Below are 24,739 nucleotides of genomic sequence, written 5' to 3'. Positions count from 1 at the left end.
TCTTGTTCATTGCAACGAAAAACGGTACCGCATAGCAGAATAATGGAATGGTCTAACAGTTTAGATGTTTTTGTCAATATAAATGCAAAAGATGGTACCGCTCTGCGAAATAAAAAGATTTTGAGCCCAATGTCCAGAGGCTTCGTCAGGCTCTACGCGGCGGGCTGGTTGCAAATCTTTAACCCAGGTGAAGTCTTGCATTGGCCGGAAAAGACTATATGTTTGAAACAGACCGTTCGTTTCATAACGATAGTAGACCTTCCGATGCCGAGTTGCGCCATCAACAGAAGCACTCTTAAGATCAGCCTCCTCGCGTTGCTGATCACCGGCCTGTTGGTATTGTTTGTCAACGGATCTTCCCACCCGGCACTCGATCCCCAGCTTGATGACCACTCTACCCCGACACTGATTTCGGTGGATGGGTCGGGAGATTCCTCGTCGCCGGATGTTTCCGTAGCCATCACGTCGCCCCGTCTGTTCCCGGAAGGCGATTTGCGGGCCGTCTTCTCCACCAGCCTTGATTTCATTCAGCCGCCTTCAAGGTTGCTGAGCTACCCGGTACTTCCCCAAGGGCCTCCTCGCCTCGCCTGACTCTGACAACAATCTCACAAAACGGGATTGCGCCTGCCTGCGCAGGGCGTTCCAACCTGAATTCAGATTCACGAGGTTTATCATGAACAGTGCATTCAATGCATTGCCAGTGCGCGATCTGGCGCGCACCGGTGCGTTACCAACTGCCAAGCCGCTGTCGCACATTGGCAGCGAAGATTCGGCCGTCCACCTGCTCACCGATTTTTCCGAGCACAAGCTTTCGGTGCTCAATTCCGACATGTCCGTATCTGAGGCCAGACTCTGGATGAAGCTCGCCGACACCTCCTTCAAGGTCGTGGAAAACCAGGCGGGTGATTGCCTGGGGATTCTGGCCATTGAGGATGTGAACGGCGAGAAGCCGATGAGTGTGGCCCATCGGCAGGGTGGGACTCTGAAGGACTTGCGGGTGCGAGACATCATGCGCCCCGTCAGCGATTTGCCGGCGATTCACTACCGTGACCTGCGAGCAGCAACGGTCGGGGATCTGGTCAGCACGTTCCGTGAGGTCCATGAGGAGTTTCTGTTGGTGCTGGACGATGACCGGCACCAACCATCCCGTTCCTATCTCAGAGGCCTGATATGTGCCCGCGAGTTGTTGCAGCGGCTTGACCTGGCCATTGATCTGGACCACCGGGCAACCAAGTTCTATGAAATAGTCCACGTGGTAAATGGAGGCTTCTAAATCGGGCAGTGGCTTCGGTGCCCGAGCGGTACCGAAGTCACCTTTCATCGAAAAAAACGATGTTTCTCTCCCAAAAAAGCGTATTGAACCGATGCGGCAATCACGTGACACTCTCTACGACTTTAGTCACCTCTAAGGACGCCCATGCAGGACGCCCATCACAGTTGTCGGATTCAGGTGCGACGCCTCGTTATCATCCTGACATTGGCCCTGGTTTCACTGCCTACCTACTCTGCTGAAAATGCGCCGGCCCCCCTGGCCGGTGAGGCTGCCTCCGGCCTGTTGTTGCCGGACGTAATGGGTGATGGTCCTCAGGAGGGAGAAGTGCCCGGCAGCGATCATCTCCGGGATTCCACTGCGTCGCCCGACTGTGCCCCTTCTGAAATCCGGGGCTTTTCCGGACCGGTGCCCTGCGCCAGTTTTCCGGTGCTGCCACAGGCCCCGCCCCTGGCCTGACGTCCGTCTGCGTTGGCGGCGCTGGTGCCGCTCAAACCGACCTTTCAATTCAAACGACTTCCATCACCTGGAGGATTTTCCATGGCTATTCGGAAGCTGCTGATCGCCAATCGCGGAGAGATTGCGGTCAGGATTGCCCGGGCCTGTAGCGAGCTGGGCATCCGCTCAGTCGCCATTCACTCGGAGGCTGACGAGTATTCCCTGCACGTCAAGAAAGCCGATGAAGCCTATCAGATCAGCAAGGATCCCCTGTCGGGATACCTGAACCCGCACCACATCGTGAACATGGCCGTGGAAACCGGCTGCGATGCCTTGCACCCCGGCTACGGGTTCCTGTCGGAAAATGCCGAGCTTGCCGCCATTTGTGAGCGGCGCGGTATCACTTTCGTGGGGCCCACGGCCGACGCCATTGCCTCGATGGGCGATAAAACCCAGGCACGGCAAACAGCGCTGGCCGCTGGCGTCCCGGTCACACCCGGCTCGGAGGGCAACCTTGAGGGTGTCGAGGATGCCGTTATCCAGGCGGCGGACATTGGCTACCCGGTGATGCTGAAGGCCACCTCCGGTGGCGGTGGGCGCGGCATTCGACGGTGCGATAACGAGAAAGAGCTGCGCCAGAACTACGAGCGGGTGATTTCCGAGGCCACCAAGGCCTTTGGCAGCGCCGAGGTGTTCCTGGAGAAGTGCATTATTGAGCCCCGTCACATTGAGGTTCAAATTCTTGCGGACACGCATGGCAATGTCGTTCATCTCTACGAACGGGACTGCTCGATCCAGCGCCGCAACCAGAAGCTGATCGAGCTGGCACCCTCACCCCAGCTGGAGGAGAGCCAGCGGGAGTATATCGGTGATCTTGCCAAGCGGGTCGCAAAACAGTGTGGCTATATCAATGCCGGCACCGTGGAATTCCTGCTGGATCATGATGGCAGCTTCTACTTCATGGAAATGAACACCCGGGTACAGGTGGAGCATACGATCACCGAGGAAATTACCGGTGTCGATATCATCAAGGCCCAGATCCGTATCGCTGCCGGAGAGCCCCTGGGGCTGAAGCAGGAGGACATCTCCTATCGGGGGTTTGCCGCCCAGTTCCGGATCAACGCCGAGGACCCGAAGAACGGCTTCCTGCCCAGCTTTGGCCGAATCAGTCGTTACTATTCTGCTGGCGGCCCTGGGGTCCGCACCGATGCCAACATGTACACCGGCTACGAGATTCCACCCTACTACGATTCGATGTGCGCCAAGCTGATTGTCTGGGCCATGGACTGGCCGGAGCTGATTGCCCGCTCCCGTCGGGCCTTGGGCGATATGGGTATCTATGGCGTCCAGACCACCATTCCCTATTACAAGCAGATTCTGGAACACCCGGACTTCCAGGCCGCTGAATTCAATACTGGCTTCGTAGAGCGCAATCCCCAGCTGCTTGAGTACAGCACCAAGACCCGCCCAGAATCCATCGCCACAGCCATTGCCGCCGCCATCGCGGCGCAGGCGGGCCTGTAAAAGAACATCGGAGAGATCCCAATGACCAAGCGCAAGATTCATATTACCGACGTTATCCTCAGGGACGCCCACCAGTCTCTGATCGCCACCCGGATGCGCACGGAAGACATGCTTCCGGCCTGTGAGTGGCTGGACCGGGCCGGTTACTGGTCCCTGGAGTGCTGGGGTGGTGCCACGTTCGACGCCTGTGTGCGTTTCCTGAAGGAAGATCCGTGGGAACGCTTGCGCACCCTGCGCCAGGCATTGCCCAATACCCGTCTACAGATGTTGTTGCGGGGCCAGAATCTGCTGGGTTACCGGCATTACGGTGATGACGTGGTGGAGGCCTTTGTTGCCAAGGCCGCCGAAAACGGCATGGACGTGTTCCGCATTTTTGATGCCCTGAACGATGTCCGTAACCTGGAAACCAGCATCAAGGCCGTAAAGAAGGCCGGCAAGCATGCCCAGGGCACCATCTGCTACACCGTGAGCCCGGTGCACAACACCGACACCTATCTCGAGCAGGCCAGGGCCATGGCGGAGATGGGCGCGGACAGCGTTGCCATCAAGGACATGGCCGGTCTGCTAACGCCGGCGGTGACGGCAGACCTGGTGGGTAAACTGAAGAAGAACTTCAACCTGCCGGTGTTCCTGCACTCCCACGCCACCTCCGGTATGGCGCCCATGTGCCAGTGGGCGGCCATGGAAGCCGGTGTCGACCACATTGATACCGCACTGTCCGCCTTTGCCGGCGGTACCAGCCATCCGCCCACAGAATCCCTGGTGGCGGCGCTGCACGATGCCGGGTACGACACCGGTCTGAATCTTGAGCTGCTGGATCAGGCTACCGAGTATTTCCGTGAAGTGCGCAAAAAGTATCATCAGTTCGAGAGTGCCTATAGCGGCGTTGATACCTCGGTACTGTTGTCACAGGTGCCCGGTGGCATGATGTCCAACCTGGCCAACCAGTTGAAGGAGCAGGGCGCCCTGGATCGCATTCAGGACGTGTTCGAGGAGATTCCGAAGGTTCGCAAGGATCTGGGCTATCCGCCGCTGGTAACCCCGACCTCTCAGATCGTGGGTACACAGGCGGTGATCAACGTGCTGTCGGGCAAGCGTTACGAGTCCATCACCAACGAGGTGAAGAAGTACCTGCAGGGCTGGTATGGCAAGGCGCCCGCCGAGGTCGATAAGGAACTCCAGCGCCGGGCCGTGGGTAAGGAAGAGCTGGTGGATGAGCGCCCGGCCAACTTGATTCCCCGCGAACTCGACGAATTGCGGAAACAGGTCGGAGGGCTGGCGACCAGTGAAGAAGATGTGCTCACCTACGCCATGTTCCCGGACCAGGCTAAAGCGTATCTTGAGCAACGCCGGGACGGCATGCTGCAGCCGGAGCCTCTGGAGCCCATCCCCACCGGCCAGTCCGGCGGCGGAGTCTCCACCAAGTTCAAGATCACCGTTCATGGTGAGAGCTATGATATCCACGTTACCGGTGCCAACCCCTCGGGTGAGAACGAACGTCGTTTCTATATGACAGTCGACGGAGTGCCTGAGGAAATCCACCTGGCTTCGCTGGGAGAGGACGGCGAGGGTGCCCGTTCCAGCGGTGGCCGAGCAACCGCCACCAAGGAAGGTCACGTGACCACCAGCATGCCCGGGAATATCGTGGATGTGCTGGTGAAGGAAGGCGACGAGGTTCAGGCCGGCGATCCGGTGCTGATCATCGAAGCAATGAAGATGGAGACCGAAGTAAAGGCGACCACTGCCGGAAAGGTTACGGGCGTCTTCATCACCAAGGGTGACCGGGTGGTCCCGGGCGAAGTATTGATGGAAATTGAATAAGAGCGCGATCGCGTAATGCGAAACAGCCCCTCACAATGAGGGGCTGTTTCGTCTGGGGGCAACGACTCCCTGAGGTATCAGCTGAATGCGGCGATGCCGGTCTGACCACGGCCAAGAATCAGGGCATGGACGTCGTGGGTGCCTTCATAGGTGTTTACCGCCTCCAGATTCATGACGTGACGGATGACATGGTACTCATCGGCAATGCCGTTGCCGCCGTGCATGTCGCGGGCCACCCGGGCGATGTCCAGGGCCTTGCCGCAGTTGTTACGCTTGAGCAGCGAAATGGCATCCGGTGTCACGGTGCCGTCGTCCATCATGCGGCCCAATTGCAGAGCTGCCTGCAGGCCGATGGTGATCTCGGTCTGCATATCCACCAATTTCTTCTGGATCAACTGGTTGGCGGCCAGTGGCTTGCCGAACTGCTTGCGCTCCAGGGTATAGTTGCGGGCCGCGTGCCAGCAGAACTCGGCAGCACCCAGAGAGCCCCAGCTGATGCCAAAGCGGGCCTTGTTCAGGCAACTGAACGGACCTTTCAGGCCTTCGACGTCCAGCTTGTTTTCTTCCGGCACGAACACCTCATCCATAAAGATGGAGCCGGTTTCGGAGGCGCGCAGGGAGAATTTGCCTGGAATCTTGGGAGTGTCGAGGCCTTTGGCGCCGTCACGCTCGATCACGAAGCCGGTGACCGTGCCGTCAAGCTTGCCCCAGACTACGCAGATGTCCGCGATCGGGGAGTTGGTGATCCAGGTTTTCGAGCCGCTCAGCAGGTAGCCGCCGTCGACCTTTTTGGCGCGGGTCTCCATGCCGCCGGGGTCGGAGCCGTGGTTGGGCTCAGTCAGGCCGAAACAGCCCACGTATTCACCGGACGCCAGTTTTGGCAGGATGCGCTTTTTCAGGGCTTCCTTGGCGTAGGAAAATATCGGGTACATGACCAGTGAAGACTGTACGCTCAGTGCTGAACGATACGCCGAGTCCACCCGCTCCACTTCCCGGGCAATCAGACCGTAGCAGACGTGGTTCAGGCCCGGTCCGCCATACTCTTCCGGCAGCGTGGCGCCAAGCATGCCCAGCTCGCCCATCTCGTTGAAAATGTTGCGGTCGAACTTCTCGTGCCGGTTGGCCTCGACGATGCCGGGCATCAGTCGCTGGTCGCAGAAGCTGCGGATGCTGTCGCGGACCTGACGCTCGGTCTCGTCCAGTTGCGTGTCAAAACCCAGCAGGTCATTCCAGGGTGCGGAAGCCATTTGTATTCTCCTGAAAGCGTTTATCGGGAAGCTCGATCATGGGGATTCCCGAGCAACGTGTACTAATTTTGTGTTAACATAGTTTCATCAAGCGAAACGCAGTTTTGTAATTTCGTTCTGAAAGACTAATCCGGGTATTATCGAAATGCAAGCAGTGTTCAAACCTGATCGGTCGGGCCTGTCATGAGCAGCATTCTGCAATGGCTTGTGTCCCTGGCCGTGGTGACAGAGCTGGTGGCCATCTGCCTCGGGCAGCGGGAGCTGAGTGCGCTCGCGGGGACCATGTTTGTCGTCGCTTTCCTGGCGGGTGCCGGGCGCTTGCAGGCTTATGCCCGGATGCTTCTGGTGATTGCTCTGGTGGTGTTGGGCGCCCTTGCCGTGCGGGGAAACCTGGATTCAGCGCTGTTGATGAAGGCGGCGTCCGATGCGGCATTCTATTCCGCCTTCCTGGGTAGCCTGGGGATGATGCAGTGCCTGGTGCGCCGGTTCGAGGTATTGCGCCGGATCCACGATGTGCTGCTGGGCGGAAAACCGTTCCTGCTGTACCCCAAGTACGCGGTGGTCAGTTGTGGCATCGCGACGGTCCTGAGTTTCGGCATGATGAATCTGCTGTGCGGCACGCTCTCGGAGACTCTTCGCGAGCGGGGCATTACCGGTGACTCCCGTTTGCAGTGGCTGCGTAGCGTTCTGATCAGTGCCCTGAGAGGCTTTGCCCTGGTGCCGCTGGTGGCGCCCACCAGCGTTGCCGTGGCTATTCTCACCCGGGAGTTACCGCAGCTGAGCTGGTCCCAGTTGCTGCCGTTCGGATTGATCGCGGCGTTGTTAATGGTGTTGGTTGGCTGGGTGCTGGAGCAGCGCAGATTTCGCAAGGTCAGCAGTGAGCGCGTCGCTGTTGAGGGCTGGTTGCCAGGCACTGGGCGCCTGTTGGGCCTGATTCTTGCCGTGTTCGCGGTGATGGCGGGTCTGGTGGCGACGACCGGATTCAAGGTGTCGGTGGCGGCCATGCTGGCAGTGCCAACCGTGACCCTGCTTTACATGTTCTGGCAGGAACGCGGCTTGATGCCGGTTTTGCAGGAAGGCGCGGGCCAGGTGTGGACCATGCACAATGAAATGGCCATTTTTGCCGCCTCCGCGATTCTCGGGGTGGCCTTGTCCGCCGTGATCCCTGCCGATGCTTTGGCCGGCCTGGTAGCGACTGGTGGGGGCGTTTTCCTGGTGGCAATGCTGGGCATGCTGATGATGCCGATGTTCTCCATGATCGGGGTCATTCCTATCACGGTTCTGAGTGTTCAAGCCGGGTTGCTGCCGCAGCTGGTGGCGGAGGGCATGGACCTGTTGCCGGTCGCCGTGGCCCTGGTGATCGGTTTTTCCCTGGCCATGATGCTCTCGCCTTTCGGTCCCTCGGTGATGCTGCTCTCGCGGTTCGGTCAGATTTCCCGGTGGGTTGTGGCGTTTCGCTGGAACGGCCTGTTCGTTCTGATTGCCCTGCCTCTGCTGATGGTGCTGACAGCGCTGGTGGCATGGCTGGCACCGACCCTGGCCTGATCGGTGCCGCTCTCGACCTTCTTTTTGAGATCAGTAACCCCGATCGGTATCCACGATCCCGCTAATGGGGCGGCCCTGGGCATGATCCCGGATCTTGCCGGTGATCTGTTCCAGGGTGGCATCCCGTAGGGTTCGGGCGGAGATGTGCGGGGTAATAGTGATTTCCTTGCGTTGCCAGAAGGGGTGTCCCTCGGGCAAAGGCTCCTTTCGAAACACGTCGAGGGACGCCCGTAGCAGCTTGCCGTCGTCCAGGGCCCGCAGCAGGTCGTCTTCCACCAGGTGCTCGCCCCGGCCAACGTTGATCAGTACGGCGCCAGGCTGCAACTGGCTCAACAGCTCGTAGTCGATAAGGTTCCGGGTTTCCTCGGTCAGGGGCAGGGTATTGACCAGAACCCGGGTGGCTGTCAGAAACTCGCCGAGTTGGTCTGGACCGGCATAGGCAGTCACACCCTCCAGACTGTGTTGTCCTCTTGCCCAGCCACTCACCCGGTAATCCAGATCGGCCAGGGTCCGGGCCACGCGCTTGCCGATATGTCCGAGCCCCATAACGCCCACCGGCCATTCGCTGCGCTTCATGGGCCGATGGATTTTCCAGACCCCCTGGCGTTGCTGCTCCCGGTAGGTTTCCATCTCACGATTAGCTTCGAGAAGCTGGTGCAACACGTACTCGGCCATCTGAGCCGACATGCCAGCATCTTCCAGCCTTACCACGGTCAGGTCTTTCGGCAGATTGGGGACCTTCAGTAGTCCGTCTATGCCGGCTCCGAGGTTGAACACCGCCTTGAGGTTCTTCTCCCGTTCAAACAGGGCCGCCGGCGGTTGCCAGACGATGGCATAGTCCGCGTTAACGGCAGGGCCGTCGGGATCCCAGACGTAAACCTCCGCCTCCGGAACCATCGCCCTGATGGGGACGGTCCAGCGTTCGGGTTTCGGGTCGCCTGCCACAAAGAGAATCTTCATTTCACCTCCGGGGTCGCCACGGGATTCGTTGGCTGTTAATTTGTTTTGCAATGCAGAATAAAATGTCGAATAAATAAGATAAAGACGGTATCAGGTACCGCTCTGCGAGTCTTGATTTGAAACATAACTAATTAGTGTTTCATATTTGGTATGAATTTTGAAAAGACTTTCTGGTACTTGATTTCTGCAGCGATTAAAATAGCGCATCTTTGGTTATTCATCAGATTAATACCCCGGCACCGGAACAGGCGACGCGGTTGGAGGACGTCCCAATATGGCAAGAACAAAGCAGAGTTCACCGGAACTGAAAGTGGCATCCAGTGACGGTGAGCCCGTGAAGCCTGAAAAGGACCGCAAGTTCGTCGAGGCCCTGTCCCGTGGCCTGGATGTGCTCCGCGCGTTCAGCCAGGGCTCGGTCATCCTGGGCAACCAGGACATTGCCCGCATCACGGGATTGCCCAAGCCGACCGTATCCCGGATGACCTACACCCTCACCAAACTCGGTTACCTGAGCTACAACACCCAGTTGGAAAAATACCAGCTGAGTTCCGGGGTGCTGGCTCTCGGTTATGCCTATGTCTCCAACCTCAAGGTGCGCCAGCTGGCCAAGCCCTACATGGACGAGTTCGCCCGGCAGACCAATATGTCGGTAGGCCTGACCTGCCGGGACCGGTTGCACATGATCTACGTGGAAAACCGGTTGCCGCCAGAAGCCTCCCTGTTGCGCATGGACATCGGCCTCAAACTGCCCATGGCAACCACATCCGCCGGCCGGGCCTACTACTGCGCCATCAGCGACAAGGCGCGCCTGGTGATTGATGATGCGATGGAGGCCAAATACGGCAATGCCTGGCCCGAAAAGAAAGAAGGCCTCGAGCAGGCCATGAAGGACTACAAGGAGCACGGGTTCTGCCTGTCCATCGGCGAGTGGGACCGGAACATCAACTCCGCCGGTGTTCCCATCCACTTGCAGGACGGCACCATCATGGCCCTGACCTGCGCCGCACCGTCCTACCTGGTGCCCGCGGAAAAGCTCCGGGGTTCCATTGCCCACCAGCTGGCGATGCTGGCGGGTGATATCGAATCATTGGGAGTCTGATTTTCGCAACCTTGGGGGAAGAGCTGTCGGGCAGGACATTCCGAAACACGCTGTGAATACGTCCCTGTACGCTCTGCTCCGCCATCCCTGGCTCCGCAAGGTTTCGGAATGCCCTGCCCGACAGCTCCCATAAGTTAGGGGAGCCCCTTACAGACGAGCCCTGAATTAGAAAAACCGCAGAAGAAACCTCTGCGGTTTTTTTATACCTGTAGTTTAATGGGTGGTTGAAACCGTCACCGAACTTGTATTAAATCGTTCGCATGTTTCGCTAGTTAAAACCATATTCCAGAAAGAATGCGAGGAGAACTTATGTCTGAGGTCGTTAGCTATAACCGGGAAGGCACCATTGGCGTGATTACCGTGAACTACCCGCCGGTGAACGCCCTCGGCCAGGCTGTCCGCTCTGGCCTGCTCGCAGCCTTGGAACAGGGTCAGAAAGATGCGGATGCCACAGTGCTGCTGCTGGTCTGTGAAGGGCGCACATTTATTGCCGGCGCCGATATCCGGGAGTTCGGCAAGCCGATGCAGGAGCCGACCCTGCCGACATTGGTGAATACCTTTGAAAACAGCGACAAGCCGCTGGTCGCCGCAATCCACGGCACCGCCCTGGGTGGCGGTCTGGAAACCGCGTTGAGCTGCCATTACCGGGTTGCCGTCAGCAGTGCCAAGGTGGGGTTGCCTGAAGTGAAGCTGGGGCTGCTGCCCGGCGCAGGCGGCACCCAACGGCTGCCCCGCCTGACGGGCGCTCAAAAGGCACTGGAAATGATTACCACCGGTGAATTCGTCGGTGCCAGGGATGCCCTGGCGCTGGGTATTCTGGATGCGGTGGAAGAGGGCAACGATATCCGCGCGGTGGGCCTGGCTTATGCTCAGAAGGTGGCCGATGAGGGTAAGCCGGTGCGCCGGGTTCGGGATCTTACCGACAAGATCGAAGCGGAGAAGGGCAGCAATGTCTTCGACCAGTTCCGCGATGAGCTCAAGAAACGGGCCCGGGGCCTGTTCTCCCCGTTCAAGTGTGTCGATGCCGTGGAAGCGGCATTCAACCTGCCGTTTGACGAGGGCATGAAGCGAGAGCGGGAACTGTTTATGGAGTGCATGGACTCGCCCCAGCGTGCCGGTCTGATTCACTCGTTTTTCGGTGAGCGCGAGGTCTCCAAGGTTAAAGGTCTGCCCAAGGACACCCCGGTCCGTGATGTGAAGAGCGTCGGCATCATCGGTGCCGGCACCATGGGTGGCGGTATTGCCATGAACTTCGTGAACGTTGGCATTCCCGCCACCATCGTGGAAGTAAAGCAGGAGGCGCTGGACAAGGGTCTGGCCATTATCCGCCGCAACTACGAGAACTCCGCGAAGAAGGGCAAGCTGACTCAGGAGCAGGTGGAAGAGCGCATGGCGCTGATAACGCCGAGCCTGAGCTACGATGACTTCCGCGATGTTGATCTGGTCATTGAAGCGGTGTTCGAGAACATGGCCGTCAAGAAAGAGATCTTTGCCAAGCTGGATGATGTCTGCAAGCCCGGCGCGATCCTGGCGTCCAATACCTCCACCCTGGATATCGATGAAATTGCCTCCGCCACCAAGCGTCCGGAAGACGTGGTGGGCATGCACTTCTTCAGCCCTGCCAACGTCATGAAGCTGCTGGAAAATGTGCGTGGCAGCAAGACCTCTGACGAGGTGAAAGCCACCGTGATGGCGGTCGCCAAAAAGATCAAGAAAGTCGGCGTCATGGTGGGTAACTGCTATGGCTTCGTCGGTAACCGGATGCTGCACAAGCGTGGCACCGAGGCCATGGCCCTGGTCGACGAGGGCGCGACCCCGCAGCAGGTGGACAAGGTGCTGACCGATCTCGGTTTCCCCATGGGGCAGTTCGCGATGTCCGATCTGGCCGGTATCGATGTGGGTTACCGGATCCGCGAAGAGCGCCGCAATGCCGGTCAGGATGTGCCTGCCAGCTGGATGGACAAGCTCGCCGAACTGGGCCGGCTTGGCCAGAAGACCCAGGCGGGTGTATACAAGTATGAAGAAGGCAGCCGCAAGCCGGTTCCCGACCCGGAAGTGGAACAGCTGATCGCAGCGTTCCGCAAGGAGCGGGGGATTACGCCACGGGAGATTACCGACCAGGAAATCCTCGAGCGCTGCATGTACGTGATGATCAACGAAGGCGCCAAGATCCTGGAAGAGGGTATTGCCGACCGTCCGTTGGATATCGACATTGTGTGGATCTATGGCTATGGCTTCCCGGCCTACCGCGGTGGCCCCATGTTCTGGGCCGACCAGGAAGGTCTCGATACCATTCTTTCAGCTGTGAAGAAATATCAGAGCGCCGTTGGTGGTGAGCAGTGGGAGCCGGCGGCTTTGCTTGAGAGGCTGGTCAGCGAAGGCAAGAAATTCGGCGACCTTTAAGTCGGCGCTTAGGACCGGTAGGCCGGATTGGGCGAAGTCGTAATCCGACAGTATCGGCAGGGGAATCAATTCGGTGTCGGGTTAGGGCGTTGCCTAACCCGATTTACATCTTTTCAAAATTGAGGACATTGTTATGTCTGATGCAGTCATCGTTTCCACCGCTCGCACCGGTCTGGCGAAATCCTATCGGGGCGCTTTGAACAACACCCACAGCGTCGATATGGCCGGGCACGTAATCAAGCACGCAGTCGATCGTGCCGGGATTGATCCGTCTATTGTTGAAGATGTGATCATGGGTGCTGCATACCAGGAAGGTGCCCAGGGTCGGAATATCGCCCGTCTGTCGGCCATACGCGCGGGTCTTCCGGTAACCACCGCCGGGTTTTCCATTAATCGGTTCTGCAGTTCTGGACTCCAGTCCATCGCCCTTGCCGCCCAGCGGGTTGTATCCGAGAAGGTGCCGGCCATGGTGGCGGGAGGCGTTGAGTCCATCTCCCTGGTGCAGAATGAGAAGATCAACAGCTTTCATGCCACCAACGAGTGGTTGATGAAGAACAAGCCCGAATTGTACCTTTCGATGATCGAGACGGCGGATATCGTGGCCAAGCGGTACAACGTCAGTCGTGAGGCCCAGGATGAATACTCCCTGATTTCCCAGCAACGCACGGCGGCGGCCCAGCAGGCGGGCAAGTTTGACGATGAGATTGTGCCTTTCGACGCCACCATGCTGGTGAAGGACAAGGAAACCGGTGAGGTCAGTGAAAAGCAGGTGACCCTGACCGGCGACGAATGCAACCGCCCGAACACCACTCTCGAGGGACTGGCTGGTCTGGAACCGGTGCGTGGACCGAACCAGTTCATTACCGCAGGCAACGCCAGCCAGCTGTCAGACGGTGCATCTGTGTGCACGGTGATGAACAGCACCTACGCCGAGAAGCACAACATCGAACCGATGGGGATTTTCCGGGGCTTCGCCGTAGCCGGTTGTGAGCCGGATGAGATGGGCATCGGCCCGGTCTTCGCAGTCCCTCGGCTGCTGGAGCGAGCAGGCCTGACCATGGACGACATTGATCTGTGGGAGCTCAACGAGGCCTTTGCGTCCCAGGTGGTTTACTGTCGTGACCGGCTCGGTATTCCGATGGACAAGCTGAACGTAAACGGTGGCTCCATTTCCATCGGACATCCCTTCGGTGTTACCGGCTCCCGCCAGACGGGCCATGCCCTGATCGAAGGCAAGCGCCGCGGTGCCAAATACGTGGTCGTCACCATGTGCATCGGCGGAGGCCAGGGCGCGGCCGGGCTGTTTGAGGTAGTGTGACGTCTGGGTCAGATGAAAGCGTTCGTCTGACCCCATTGAAGAGGCCTCCCAGGCTTTCGAGGGTATGGTGGCAGGGAAGAATGCTCGAGGCGTAACCGTATTTGAGTAAGGTGAAAAGTATGAAAGAACTGAGCAAGAACTATATCAACGGCGAATGGGTCAACTGGAACGGCGAGATGATCGACGTTCATGAAGCTGGTACCGGTGAGATCATTGCCAGGGTGCCCGCCTCTGGCCGGGATGAAATGGAGCAGGCTATTGCCGCGGCCGATGCCGCCTTTGAAAGTTGGTCCGAGAGCACACTGGAACAGCGTATTGAGGTGCTGGAGCAGCTGCAGGCGGGACTGAAAGAGCGGGCACCGGAAATAGCGGAAACCGTTACCCGGGAAGTGGGTATGCCCATCAAGCTGGCCACCCCCATCCAGGCCGGCATGCCTGCCGCCGTGACCAAGACCTACCTGAAGATGCTGCCCGACTTCCCGTTTACCGAACAGTCCGGCAACTCCGAAGTGCAGTACGCGCCTGTGGGTGTGGTTGGCTGCATTACTCCCTGGAACTACCCGTTGCACCAGGTGATTCTGAAGATAGTCCCGGCTATCGCGGCCGGATGCACGGTGGTGCTGAAACCGTCGGAAATCGCTCCGCAAACCGCTTATATCCTTGCTGAGATCCTGGACGGGACCGACTTGCCCAAGGGTGTCTTCAATATGGTGTGTGGCCTCGGCCAGACCGTCGGCGATACCCTGATCAAGCACCCGGATGTCCGCATGGTGTCCTTCACCGGCTCCACTCGCACCGGTCACCTGATTGCCCACGCCGCCGCCGATGATTTCAAGCGTTATGCTCTTGAGATGGGCGGCAAATCTGCGTCGGTGATCCTTCCGGATGCGGACTTGGCCGGCGCCGTCAAAGGCACGATCAACAACTGCCTGCTCAATTCCGGCCAGACCTGCACCGCACTCACCCGTATGCTCGTGCCGGAAGACAGGCACGATGAAGCCTGCGAACTCGCGGCTGCAGCCGTGGCGAAAATGACTCCCGGCAATCCGTTGGAAGAAACCACCCGCCTCGGCCCGCTGGCTTCCGCGCAGCAGCGTGACAAGGTCATCGATTACATCAAACTGGGCATCGAAGAAGGCGCCACGCTGATTGCCGGCGGTCCGGAAGCTCCGGAAGGCTGCGATAAAGGATATTTCGTGAAGGCCACGGTATTCGGTAACGTGAAACCCGATAGCCGCATCGCCCAGGAAGAAATCTTCGGCCCAGTACTGTGCGTGATTCCATACAAGGACGAAGCGGACGCCATCAGAATCGCCAATGGCACCCAATACGGCCTTTCCGGAGCCGTATGGTCCGCAGATGACGCAAAGGCCAAGAAAGTCGCGGGCAAACTGCGCACCGGTCAGGTGTTCGTGAACGGTGGCGCGTTTAACCCCATGGCCCCGTTTGGTGGCTTTGGCCACTCCGGCATTGGTCGCGAGTTCGGCAAGTGGGGACTGGAAGAGTTCCTGGAGGTTCGGTCTCTACAGCTGTAAACGTTGGTCGACTAGCCTGCTGATCGGCGGGCTAGGCTCGCCCTCCTAGTAATATCCGAACCGCCGTACAGGCATCCTCCAGTTCGGCCTCCCGAGGTTCCCGCCCGCCGATAATGTCGCTGTACAGGCAGGATTCCGCCAACCGCACCATGAAGTACGACAGGCTGAAAATGTTCATCGGTGGTTTAATGTGGCCAGCTGCCACCTGATCCTTGAGCATCCGGGTATTGGTTTCGACCGTTCGGGTGTGCAGGACAGACTGGGACGAGGTGAGAATCTTCAGGGCGTATTCCGGGTCCTGATTGATGAACCGCCGGAGCGGCTCGAAGTGCAGAATTGTGGAGTTGGTACGCCGGTAAACGCCAACGATATAGTCCACGCCTGTACCTGGCGTTTCGGCCATCGCCTGCAGTCTAAGGGGGTCGTAGAGAGACCAGAGAATCTCACCGATCAGCAGATCTTTATTGCCGACCCAGCGAAACAGGGTCGCCCTGCCTATTCCGAGGTCGTCAGACAGAGACGCCAGGTGGATGCGCTCACCCTTGAGCCACATGCGCCTTGCCCGCTTGAAAGCGTCGGCGGGTGTCGCCTTTGTTATTGCCTTATCTGTCACTGAAACCTCGCGCCGGAGTTTGAATGCATTCTAACGGCTAATCCCCGCAGCCGCTATGAGGGTCCGGACCAGCCTGCGGTCCGGCAAAGCGGGTGAAGGAAAGGGCCCGTGATGGTTTTGTGAACTTTACGGAATACATTCTTTAACTCTTCGTGATTGTGGCGTAAAGGCCGGGAGCCAAGCTGTTGGTGTGGCCAGCGCTGTTGCTGGCACCCAAAAGACAGCACGGAGAGATGATTATGAAACACTTGAGCCGAATGTTTGCGATTACCACGCTGGGCCTGCTGGCGACCTTCGCCATCGCCGACGATATGAAGCCATCAGACAATATGATGAACGATGACGTGATGGACAAGGGTATGTCTGACCATGGCATGGAAAAAGATGACATGTCCGGAGACATGGGGCAGGGTATCAAGGGTGACGGCACGAAGAATGATGCCATGGAAGCGAGCGGCATGGACGACATGAAGAAAGATGGCATGTCGATGCAGGATAACAGCATGGACGACAAGGACAACATGAAGTAGAGGTGTGGCGGCGCACCTTTCCGGAGCGTGGAACCCATGACCAGAACGGTACTGATTATCGAGGACAACCCCGGCATCGGAGAGCTGGTCCGCATGCAGGTATCGGATCTGGGTATGAAGGCGGTGCTGATGGACCGGGGTGACACCGGTCTGGAACGTTTCCGTGAGGGCGGCATCGATCTGGTGATCCTGGATCTGATGCTGCCCGGACTGGATGGTCTGGCGGTCTGCCGGGAGATCCGGGCTGGGGGTGGCTACGTGCCAGTGCTGATGCTGACCGCCAAAAGCACGGAACTGGATCGTGTTCTGGGGCTTGAAATGGGGGCGGATGACTACCTCACCAAGCCCTTTAGCGTGGCCGAGCTGTCGGCCCGGATCAAGGCGCTCTTTCGGCGCGTGGATGCCCTTTCTTCCCAAACGTCTTCCGACGATGAGGCCAGGGAGATCGAAGTCGAGGGGTTGCGTATCGACCCTGTCCGGAGACGGGTTTTTCTGCAGGCGGCGGAAGTGGAACTCACCGCCCGGGAGTTCGACCTGCTCTGGCACTTTGCCAGCCATCGGGGCCGGGTGTTCAGCCGGGCACAATTGCTGGATGCGGTCTGGGGCTACAACCACGAGGGCTACGAGCATACCGTGAATACCCACATCAACCGTTTGCGCAACAAGATTGAAACCGACCCCGCCGCCCCCCGGTACGTGCAGACCGTCTGGGGCGTTGGTTACCGGTTTATGGATTAGTCATGGCTCTGTCGGTGTTCCGAACGCTCTATGCCCGGCTGGCCATTGGCCTTTTCCTTTTGCTATTGGTGGTAGGGGGGCTATTTACTTTTTTGAGCCTGGCCTCGGTCCGGGAGTATTCAGCGGCGGTGAACCAGCAGCTCAATCGGGATCTGGCACGTAGCCTGGTGTCAGACCGTAACCTGGTTACCGACGGCAAGCTCAACCGGGATGCCCTCAAGCAGTTGTTCGAACTGTACATGACCATCAACCCAAGTATTGAGATTTACCTGTTGGATCGGGAGGGGCGAATCCTTTCCTATTCCGCCGACCCGGACAAGATCAAGCGTAATCGGGTTTCCCTCGGGCCGATCAATACCCTTCTGGAAAATCCTGAGGCCTACCCCTTGCCGGGTGACGATCCCCGCAGCCATGACCAGCGCAAGGTCTTTTCCGTGACGCCTGTGCCGTCCGTCGAGAACCCCACCGGCTACCTGTATGTGGTGCTTCGGGGAGAGGAATACGATCTGGCCGAAAGCATGGTGCACAGCGATCGGTTAATGCAGTTGGGGGCCGGGGCTCTGGCGGTGAGCCTGTTTGTTGGACTGTTGGCGGGCCTGGTGTTTTTCCGCCTGCTGACCCGCCGTCTGTCCCGACTAACTGAGCGGGTGGAGGCCTTTGAGAGCGGTATGCCTCCTGATCGCCTGCCCGCGCCCGACGGTAAAGGCGACGATATTGATTACCTGACCGCCCGATTTAACCAGATGGCGGGGCGCATTGCCGCGCAACTGGACCAGTTGAAAGACAAGGACGCCCAGCGCCGCCAACTGGTGGCCCAGGTGTCTCACGACCTGCGCACTCCTCTGGCGTCGATTCAGGGCTACCTTGAAGCCCTGCGTCTGAAGCAGGACACCCTGAGTGGCGAGGAGCGTGCCCGGTTTCTCGATGTGGCACTGGCGGAGACGCACCGGCTCGGGCGCCTGGTGGAAGAATTGTTTGAGCTGGCGGCTCTGGACGCCCGGGAAAAACAGCCCACGCCCGAGCCGTTCGTGGTTGCCGAACTGCTGCACGATGTGGTGCAGAAACACCGGCCCGAAGCCGAACGCGCTGGCGTGTCCCTGTCCATTGTCGAGGTTGCTCCCGTGCGGGTGCTGGCCGACATCGCCATGACTGAACGGGTTCTTGATAACCTTATCGGAAATGCCGTCAACCATTCGCCCAGGGCCAGCGAGATAACCCTGGGCGTCACCGCCCGGGAGCGCGGCGCCGAGATTACCGTGGCTGATGCCGGCCCCGGCATTGATGCGGCCGATATGGATCACCTGTTTGAACCCTTCTATCAGGCCCCGGGCTCCTCGCGCGTCGGCCACGCCGGGCTCGGCCTGGCCATTGCCCAGCGGATGGTCTCTCTGCAGAAGGGCCGACTCTCGGTCCGCAGTGACACTGGCGCCGTTTTCTCTGTTTGGCTTCCGCTGGCGGATGAGCCAGAAGGTGCCACCGGTCAATAATCCACGATGTTATAGATTCGTAATAACTACCATACGTTTTCGTGAATCCGGGACAGTACGCTGTCAGCATGGAATCACGTAGAGGAGAGTTATCATGAAACGCACGATTACGGGTATGTTGGCCGCTCTGGCGCTGGTTTTCGCTGGTGGGCTCTATACAGCTTACGCGACCGCTGACAAGCACGATCGAAAAGACACAGAGTTCGCACCGGATGATCCCGGGCTGGCGGTGGCAACCTTTGCCGGTGGTTGCTTCTGGTGTGTCGAGGCCGGTTTTGAAAAGATCCCCGGCGTGGTGGAGGCGGTCTCGGGTTACGCCGGCGGCGATGAACAGAATCCGACCTATCAGCAGGTGTCGTCTGGCCGCACTGGCCACACCGAAGCTGTGCAGGTGTATTACGATCCGGAGAAAATGACCTACGAAGGCTTGCTGGCCGGCCTGTGGCGGATGATGAATCCGACCGACATCAAGGGTCAGTTCGTGGACCGCGGCCAGCAGTATCGCCCGGCAATCTTCTACCACAACGACGAGCAGAAACGTCTGGCGGAGGCGGCCAAGCAAGAGCTTGAGGCGTCAGGTATCTACGACAACCCGGTGCTGATCGAAATTGTGCCGCTGAAAAGCTTCTATCCGGCGGAGAAGTACCACCAGGACTATTACAAGAAAAATCCGGTTCGCTATAACTTCTACACTTTCAATTCAGGCCGTTATCAGTTTATCAAGAAGGTGTATGGCGAGGACTACGAACTGGACTTTTCCCGGTTCAAGCCGGCCGCCATGGAAACCGGAGAGGCGAACCCGGGCTTTGATCCCCAGAGCTTTGTGAAGCCCGACCAGAAAACCCTGAAACAGCGGCTGACCGATTTGCAGTATGAGGTGACCCAGGAAGACGGCACAGAACCGGCCTTTAAAAATCAATATTGGGACAACAAGCGGCCGGGTCTGTATGTGGACATTGTCTCAGGTGAACCTCTGTTCTCCTCCCGGGACAAATACAAATCCGGCACCGGCTGGCCCAGCTTTACCCGTCCGATTACTCCCGATGCGGTGGTTGAGCGGGATGACAGTTCATTCTTCATAAGCCGGACGGAAATTCGCAGCCGCTATGCGGACTCGCACCTGGGGCATGTGTTCAACGATGGCCCGGCGCCCACGGGGCTTCGCTATTGCATGAATTCCGCTGCCATGAAGTTTATCTCTCTGGAGGAAATGGAAGCAGCCGGTTACGGTGAGTGGATCGACAAGGTTCGGGAACCGGAGTAGGTCGGATTAGCAAAGCCTAACCCGACAACCGGACTACAGCCAGAGATCCCCAATCGCAGTTTGCGGACTGAAGTGGTGCAAAACCTGGGCCTGCAGCAACTCCGCCGTGGCAATGGCATCAATCAGCGCGTTATGGGCTGCGTAATGGGGCAGGCCATAACGCAGCCGGCTGTCCGCCAACCTGATCGATACCGGACTTTTCCCCATGAATCGCTGCCAGAGGGTAGGTTGGCGGTCCGGGTGTAGGTGGGTCTCAATGGCCATGGTATCGAGAACCGGAAAGCGGATGCCCTCTCCAAGGCGCCATTTCAACGCCACATCCAGGAACGGGCGTTCAATATTCCGGTAATGAACCACAGGAATTCGGCCACTCAGACAGGCAAACAGATCCTCAAGAATCTCTTCCAGATCCGGCGCCTTATCGATGTCGCTGTGGGTGATGCCATGGATCGTGATGGAGGTCTGATGCAGGGGGAGTTTCGGACGGACGATCCAGTGCCTGGCCCCGGCCAGCTGGATGCCATCGAGGGTGAAGGGCACCAGCCCGATACTGACAATCGAGTTCTGGTTTGCATCGAGGCCCGTGGTCTCAAAGTCCATAGCCACCATCGGAACCTCTGACAGCGGCGTCTCGGGTGCTACGCATCCGCTCTCGTAAAAGGCTTTCAGAAGCGGTGACTTGCTCTGGTTGGCCATGGCCTGATATTGCTCCGGCCATGGCAGGCTAGTGACGGAATCTTCAGCCGGCAGGTTATCAGACATTACGGGTCGCCTGGGCGTTATACCGGAACCTCAGAAATTTCTGGGCATTGCTGACTACCTGGAAGGCATCCTTCAGGTGGCTGCGCTCAAAGGGCGATAAGTCCTCCGGCCGGACATTGTTGTCCGGCTCTCGTTCCGCCTCGATGGCCAGGGCCTGGTGTCGTATCCGGACAATCGAGATGAATTCCAGGGCGTCCCGAAGATTGCCGAGATCGTCGTCCAGCAGAAGCTTGGTATTGCCGATTGCTTTCAGGCGCTCGAAGGAATTTTGGGCCCGCGAGCCACACGCCAGTGCATGAACCCGGATCAGATCCGACAGTGGAGCGGTGCCCCGGCGTTTGAGGTTGAAGGTTTTTTGTTGTTTGCCGTCCTCTTCCAGCACAAAGGTGCGGAAAAAGCCGATAGGCGGTGTCCGGTTCAGAGCGTTGCGGGCCAGGAGCGACAGGAACCGCTGGCTGTTGCTGGCCTTGTCGGCCACCAGGGTTTTCAGCTGCTCGGCAAAATCCGTCTGGCCATAGATTCCGTCCAGATCGAAGAAAATGTTGCTGTTGAGCAGGGCCTGGGCCCTCGGGTTGTCAATCCAGTCGGCAAAGTAATCCTTCCACACCCGCAGCGGCTGCCGCCACTTCTGGTTGGTGGCCATAATATCGCCGGTGCAGTAAGTGTAGCCGCATTGGGCCAGACCATCGCTGACAAATTTCGCCAGTGCCAGGAAATACTCATCGTGCTGCTCGGGAACAAAACTGTCATCGAGGATCATGGCGTTGTCCTGGTCCGTCACCACCAGCTGCTCATCACGGGCCATGGATCCCAGGGCCATGAAGCAGTAGGGAACCGGCGGCGGCCCGAGTTGTTCCTCGCCCAGCTCAAGAAGCCTCTGGGTAAAGCTGCGCCCGATGCCCGCCATGGCGCTGCCGATCATGTGGGAGTTGGCGTCCTCGTTCACCATCCGGACGAAACTGTCACGCACATCCCGGCTGATCTTTTTCAGACCTTTGACGTTCTGCTGGTGATAGATATTGCTGACCAGGTAAAGGCTGCTCTGGCTTTCGTACTTGACGATGTCGGATAACGCAACCACACCCCGCACCTCGTCCCGGTCCATCACCGGAAGGTGGTGTACGTTGTTGTGAAGCATGGTGAGCATGGCTTCGAAAATGAACATGCTGGAAGGAATCGTAATCAGCCCTTCCGACATAATGTCGCTGATCGGGGTTTCCGAGGGCAGGGCTTCGCTGAGCGCGCGGGTACGCAGATCGCGGTCGGTGATGATGCCCCTGAGTACCGGTTTTTCCCCTTCCTCCTCCATCAACAGCAGAGCGGAAACGCCGTTATCCGTCATGATCCGGGCGGCTTCCTGAAGTCGGACCGTGCAGGGTGCCGAGATCGGCGCCCGGGATACCAGCCGGATCACCTTGGAGGTCATCAGTTCGTTGGACTTTTCCCGCCGGGAGAGGGCGGAACGCAGGCGGCTTCGATCTTCAATCTCGACAAAATCGGCGAACTCTTCGTCGTTTTCCCACAGATACTGGAAGGTCTCGTCCGGTATTTTGTAGATCAGTGTGTCTTCCAGGGCCTTGGCCGGGAACCGCACCTTCTTGTGCGTCAGCAAGCCGAACTGGCCGAATATCCCCCCCTCGCTGATCCGGTTGTACAGCTCGCCGGAGCGGCGATAGATCTCCACCGCTCCGCTCCGAACATAATAGAGCCAGATGTTTGGGTCGCCAAACTCCAGGATCTGGGTGCCGGCCTTGAAATAGACCACCTCGATGCCGCCCACTACCCTGTCGAGCAACTCCTCGGTCATCTCGTCAAACGGCGGATGCTGCGCCATGTGATTGCGGATGTCGATGAGCTCGGCCTGCATAAAACTCCCTGTTTTCGCGGGGAAAATTGGTTTTCAGATAGTGAATATAGCAGCGTGAAGGGCCTGCGGCCATGTAGACATTTGATAGATCTCATTGACCACTTTGGCCGGTGTTGCTAGCCTTGCCATTCTTTTTTTCAGGTGTCCGTCGCATAGCGCGACGGGTGAAACGGGAAATCGGTAGCCTGGCAACGCCAGGGCCAGTCCGATGCTGCCCCCGCAACGGTAAGCAGGATAACGGCAATCTGAAGCGCCACTGTGTCGTCATGGCATGGGAAGGTGATTGCCCGGGAACTCCGGTTCCGCCTGTCAGCCCGGAGACCGGCCTGGAAAAACACCCGATGTTGCGGTGGGCGACCTGGGTGGGTGATAGTCCGGTTCTGCTTTCCTGCCACCCGATGACCGCCTGCCCCTTCCTGTCCGTTCCGCAGCATAAAAACCTGATTTCCGTGCGGGCGAGCGCGGATTACGGAGCGAAAAAAATGTCTTTGAGACCGTCCTTACCTGTCCTGGTGACCGCTACGTCACTGTTAACCCTGCCTGGCCTGGCACTGAGTCAGAGTGACGATGCCGGTGCGCTGGATCCGATTGTTGTTACCGCCACCCTTGGACCTGAGACCATTGGCGAAGGCCTGTCTTCCGTCGCTGAAATCAGTGAGGAGGAGATTGAGAAGTGGCAACCCCTCGAGTTCCAGGATCTCCTGGCCTCGCAGCCGGGCATTGCCATATCCGGCAACGGCGCTCTGGGCAAGCAGACCACCGTTTTTATTCGGGGCCATGAATCCGATGCTACGGTGCTCCTCGTCAATGGCATTCGGATTCGATCGGCGACAACCGGTTCTCCTGCCTGGCAGTTTTTGCCTCCCCAACTCATCAGTCGGGTGGAGATTGTCCGGGGGAGCAGCAGTAGCCTTTACGGCTCGGATGCCATGGGCGGTGTGGTTCAGGCTTTTACAATTCCAGAAGGTGAAGGCACCCGGGAGTGGGTGGAAGCGAGCGCCGGCAATCTGGATACGCAGAACTACTCGGCGGGTTTCTCTAGCATTGATGAAAACGGTGCCGTGAATGTTGCTGTTAACCGTTTTCGCACCGATGGCACTCCGGTTATCGAAGGTGGCGAGGACAAGGCCTACGACAACAACTCAGGTACATTCAGTGCCAGTCATGAATTCGATAATGGTGTCCGCACCAATGTCACCTATCTCGGTGCGGAGGGGACCGCAGAGTATGAAGGCGGTTATAACGATTTTGTGTTTCAGGTTGCCGGCGTTGGGGTTGACCTTCCGGTAACCGAGAACTGGCGGACGTCACTACAGTTTTCGGACGCCCGCGATGTTCTTGAAGATTACGGTTCTTTCCCTTTCGAGGTGACAACGAAAACGCGCACATCTCGCATCGAAAACTGGCTTACCGCAGGAGTGCATGAGTTTGTCGTGGGTGCCGAAACAATGACTGACCAGGTTAAGGCATCAACCAATTACGTTGAAAACAGCCGTGACAATGATGCTTTTTTTGGCCAGGCCCTACTGAACTTCGGGCCGTCTGACCTCCATTTCAGCGCGCGAAGCGATGACAATGAGGCTTATGGAGCCCATGAAACATGGGGGGCAGCCTATGGCTATCAATTTGATCCCCATCACCGCGTGAGGCTCAGCTCCGGAACAGCTTTCAAGGCGCCGACCTTCAACGACCTCTATTATCCCTTCGGCTTCGGTAACCCAGATCTCGAGCCCGAGGAATCGATTAGCTATGAAGCTGGCATGGAAGGTAATTACCAGAACTGGTTCTGGGATGCAGCCATTTATCAAAGCGAGGTCGACAAACTGATTGTTTATGACAGTCAAGCCGGGAAGCCGCTCAACGTAGAGAAGGCCAGGCTCAGGGGCATGGAGTTTGTTGTGGGATGGCAACGCAACGGCTGGAGCACTAAAGCAGTAGCCAGCCTGGGCGACTTCGAAAACCAGGAGGATGGCTCTCAACTGATTCGTCGTCCCGAGCAGAGCATTCGCGTTGATCTCGACAAGGACTTTGGTCGCTGGTATGCGGGAACAAGTGTCCGCGCTGAGAGCCACCGGTTTGATGAAGTGGTCAGTCGTATCCGGATCCCTGGCTATGCTGTCTGGAACCTGCGGGCAGGTATGAGCTTTGCTGAAGGTTGGCAGGTCTCGGCCTCTATCGATAATGTGCTGGATAATGAGTATGCGCTGGCTCAGTACGACAGCAACCGGAATTACATCAGTGCAGGACGAACGGCATTGCTGTCAGTTCGCTACAATTTTGTTCGCTAGTTGCGTTCCTGAAATCGAGGACACGACCGA

20 protein-coding genes and 1 riboswitch are annotated in these 24,739 nt (G+C 58.2%); of the genes, 15 read left to right on the top strand and 5 right to left on the bottom strand.

The window, feature by feature from the left end:
• Window positions 1–42 precede the first annotated feature (42 nt).
• From ACN0XM_RS01860 to oadA, 5 genes are all read left to right on the top strand, one after another.
• Window positions 43–591 carry a hypothetical protein gene (locus ACN0XM_RS01860; protein ID WP_417565212.1) on the top strand — a complete coding sequence of 183 codons (549 nt, stop codon included), beginning with the start codon at window positions 43–45 and terminating at the stop codon, window positions 589–591.
• An 82-nt stretch (window positions 592–673) separates the two neighbouring features.
• Window positions 674–1,273 carry a hypothetical protein gene (locus ACN0XM_RS01855; protein WP_417565211.1) on the top strand — a complete coding sequence of 200 codons (600 nt, stop codon included), beginning with the start codon at window positions 674–676 and terminating at the stop codon, window positions 1,271–1,273.
• Between the two features lie 144 nt (window positions 1,274–1,417).
• Window positions 1,418–1,729, top strand: coding sequence for a hypothetical protein (locus ACN0XM_RS01850; protein ID WP_417565210.1), 312 nt, complete (start codon window positions 1,418–1,420; stop codon window positions 1,727–1,729).
• An 81-nt stretch (window positions 1,730–1,810) separates the two neighbouring features.
• Window positions 1,811–3,232 carry an acetyl-CoA carboxylase biotin carboxylase subunit gene (locus ACN0XM_RS01845; protein ID WP_417565209.1) on the top strand — a complete coding sequence of 474 codons (1,422 nt, stop codon included), beginning with the start codon at window positions 1,811–1,813 and terminating at the stop codon, window positions 3,230–3,232.
• A gap of 21 nt (window positions 3,233–3,253) precedes the next feature.
• On the top strand, window positions 3,254–5,053 hold the full coding sequence (gene oadA, locus ACN0XM_RS01840; RefSeq protein ID WP_417565208.1) for a sodium-extruding oxaloacetate decarboxylase subunit alpha: 1,800 nt from the start codon (window positions 3,254–3,256) through the stop codon (window positions 5,051–5,053).
• Between the two features lie 77 nt (window positions 5,054–5,130).
• Here the strand turns inward: oadA and ACN0XM_RS01835 are convergent, their stop codons facing one another.
• Window positions 5,131–6,300 (bottom strand): acyl-CoA dehydrogenase, encoded by a 1,170-nt coding sequence (locus ACN0XM_RS01835; protein ID WP_417565207.1) that lies wholly within the window; start codon window positions 6,298–6,300, stop codon window positions 5,131–5,133.
• Window positions 6,301–6,483: 183 nt separating this feature from the next.
• On the opposite strand from ACN0XM_RS01835, the gene ACN0XM_RS01830 reads away from it, so the two are divergent.
• Window positions 6,484–7,845 carry a hypothetical protein gene (locus ACN0XM_RS01830; RefSeq protein WP_417565206.1) on the top strand — a complete coding sequence of 454 codons (1,362 nt, stop codon included), beginning with the start codon at window positions 6,484–6,486 and terminating at the stop codon, window positions 7,843–7,845.
• A 30-nt stretch (window positions 7,846–7,875) separates the two neighbouring features.
• Here ACN0XM_RS01830 and ACN0XM_RS01825 read toward each other — a convergent pair whose 3' ends face one another.
• Window positions 7,876–8,805 carry a 2-hydroxyacid dehydrogenase gene (locus tag ACN0XM_RS01825; protein ID WP_417565205.1) on the bottom strand — a complete coding sequence of 310 codons (930 nt, stop codon included), beginning with the start codon at window positions 8,803–8,805 and terminating at the stop codon, window positions 7,876–7,878.
• 274 nt (window positions 8,806–9,079) lie between these two features.
• Between ACN0XM_RS01825 and ACN0XM_RS01820 the strand changes: the two genes are divergently transcribed.
• The 4 genes from ACN0XM_RS01820 to ACN0XM_RS01805 all read left to right on the top strand — a co-directional run bounded on the left by ACN0XM_RS01820 (window position 9,080) and on the right by ACN0XM_RS01805 (window position 15,160).
• Window positions 9,080–9,904 carry an IclR family transcriptional regulator gene (locus ACN0XM_RS01820; protein WP_417565204.1) on the top strand — a complete coding sequence of 275 codons (825 nt, stop codon included), beginning with the start codon at window positions 9,080–9,082 and terminating at the stop codon, window positions 9,902–9,904.
• 309 nt (window positions 9,905–10,213) lie between these two features.
• Entirely contained in the window at window positions 10,214–12,307 is a 2,094-nt protein-coding gene (locus ACN0XM_RS01815) for a 3-hydroxyacyl-CoA dehydrogenase NAD-binding domain-containing protein (RefSeq protein WP_417565203.1), read from the top strand.
• A 133-nt stretch (window positions 12,308–12,440) separates the two neighbouring features.
• The gene (locus tag ACN0XM_RS01810) at window positions 12,441–13,625 is read left to right on the top strand and encodes an acetyl-CoA C-acyltransferase (protein ID WP_417565202.1); all 1,185 of its coding nucleotides are present in this window, start codon (window positions 12,441–12,443) and stop codon (window positions 13,623–13,625) included.
• Window positions 13,626–13,744: 119 nt separating this feature from the next.
• Window positions 13,745–15,160 (top strand): aldehyde dehydrogenase family protein, encoded by a 1,416-nt coding sequence (locus ACN0XM_RS01805; protein WP_417565201.1) that lies wholly within the window; start codon window positions 13,745–13,747, stop codon window positions 15,158–15,160.
• A gap of 31 nt (window positions 15,161–15,191) precedes the next feature.
• Here ACN0XM_RS01805 and ACN0XM_RS01800 read toward each other — a convergent pair whose 3' ends face one another.
• Window positions 15,192–15,773 carry a QsdR family transcriptional regulator gene (locus tag ACN0XM_RS01800; protein ID WP_417565200.1) on the bottom strand — a complete coding sequence of 194 codons (582 nt, stop codon included), beginning with the start codon at window positions 15,771–15,773 and terminating at the stop codon, window positions 15,192–15,194.
• 239 nt (window positions 15,774–16,012) lie between these two features.
• On the opposite strand from ACN0XM_RS01800, the gene ACN0XM_RS01795 reads away from it, so the two are divergent.
• The 4 genes from ACN0XM_RS01795 to msrB all read left to right on the top strand — a co-directional run bounded on the left by ACN0XM_RS01795 (window position 16,013) and on the right by msrB (window position 19,792).
• A complete protein-coding gene (locus ACN0XM_RS01795) occupies window positions 16,013–16,303 on the top strand; it encodes a hypothetical protein (protein ID WP_417565199.1) in 291 nt (96 codons plus the stop codon).
• A 36-nt stretch (window positions 16,304–16,339) separates the two neighbouring features.
• Window positions 16,340–17,041: a response regulator transcription factor gene (locus ACN0XM_RS01790; protein ID WP_417565198.1), complete on the top strand. Its 702-nt coding sequence runs from the start codon at window positions 16,340–16,342 to the stop codon at window positions 17,039–17,041.
• 2 nt (window positions 17,042–17,043) lie between these two features.
• The gene (locus tag ACN0XM_RS01785) at window positions 17,044–18,528 is read left to right on the top strand and encodes an ATP-binding protein (RefSeq protein ID WP_417565197.1); all 1,485 of its coding nucleotides are present in this window, start codon (window positions 17,044–17,046) and stop codon (window positions 18,526–18,528) included.
• 94 nt (window positions 18,529–18,622) lie between these two features.
• Entirely contained in the window at window positions 18,623–19,792 is a 1,170-nt protein-coding gene (gene msrB, locus ACN0XM_RS01780) for a peptide-methionine (R)-S-oxide reductase MsrB (RefSeq protein ID WP_417565196.1), read from the top strand.
• A 33-nt stretch (window positions 19,793–19,825) separates the two neighbouring features.
• Here msrB and ACN0XM_RS01775 read toward each other — a convergent pair whose 3' ends face one another.
• The gene (locus ACN0XM_RS01775) at window positions 19,826–20,554 is read right to left on the bottom strand and encodes a 3'-5' exonuclease (RefSeq protein WP_417565195.1); all 729 of its coding nucleotides are present in this window, start codon (window positions 20,552–20,554) and stop codon (window positions 19,826–19,828) included.
• A complete protein-coding gene (locus ACN0XM_RS01770) occupies window positions 20,547–22,421 on the bottom strand; it encodes a DUF294 nucleotidyltransferase-like domain-containing protein (RefSeq protein ID WP_417565194.1) in 1,875 nt (624 codons plus the stop codon). Before ACN0XM_RS01770 ends, ACN0XM_RS01775 begins: the two co-directional genes overlap by 8 nt.
• A 122-nt stretch (window positions 22,422–22,543) precedes the next feature.
• Window positions 22,544–22,766, top strand: a riboswitch (cobalamin riboswitch).
• A 137-nt stretch (window positions 22,767–22,903) separates the two neighbouring features.
• Here ACN0XM_RS01770 and ACN0XM_RS01765 point away from each other — a divergent pair.
• Window positions 22,904–24,709 (top strand): TonB-dependent receptor domain-containing protein, encoded by a 1,806-nt coding sequence (locus tag ACN0XM_RS01765; protein WP_417565193.1) that lies wholly within the window; start codon window positions 22,904–22,906, stop codon window positions 24,707–24,709.
• The last annotated feature ends 30 nt before the right edge of the window (window positions 24,710–24,739 follow it).

This window comes from Marinobacter sp., assembly GCF_048269445.1.
Lineage (GTDB): Bacteria > Pseudomonadota > Gammaproteobacteria > Pseudomonadales > Oleiphilaceae > Marinobacter.
The sequence above is the reverse complement of the archived record's forward strand: the minus strand, read 5'-3'. Positions and strand labels throughout refer to the sequence as shown.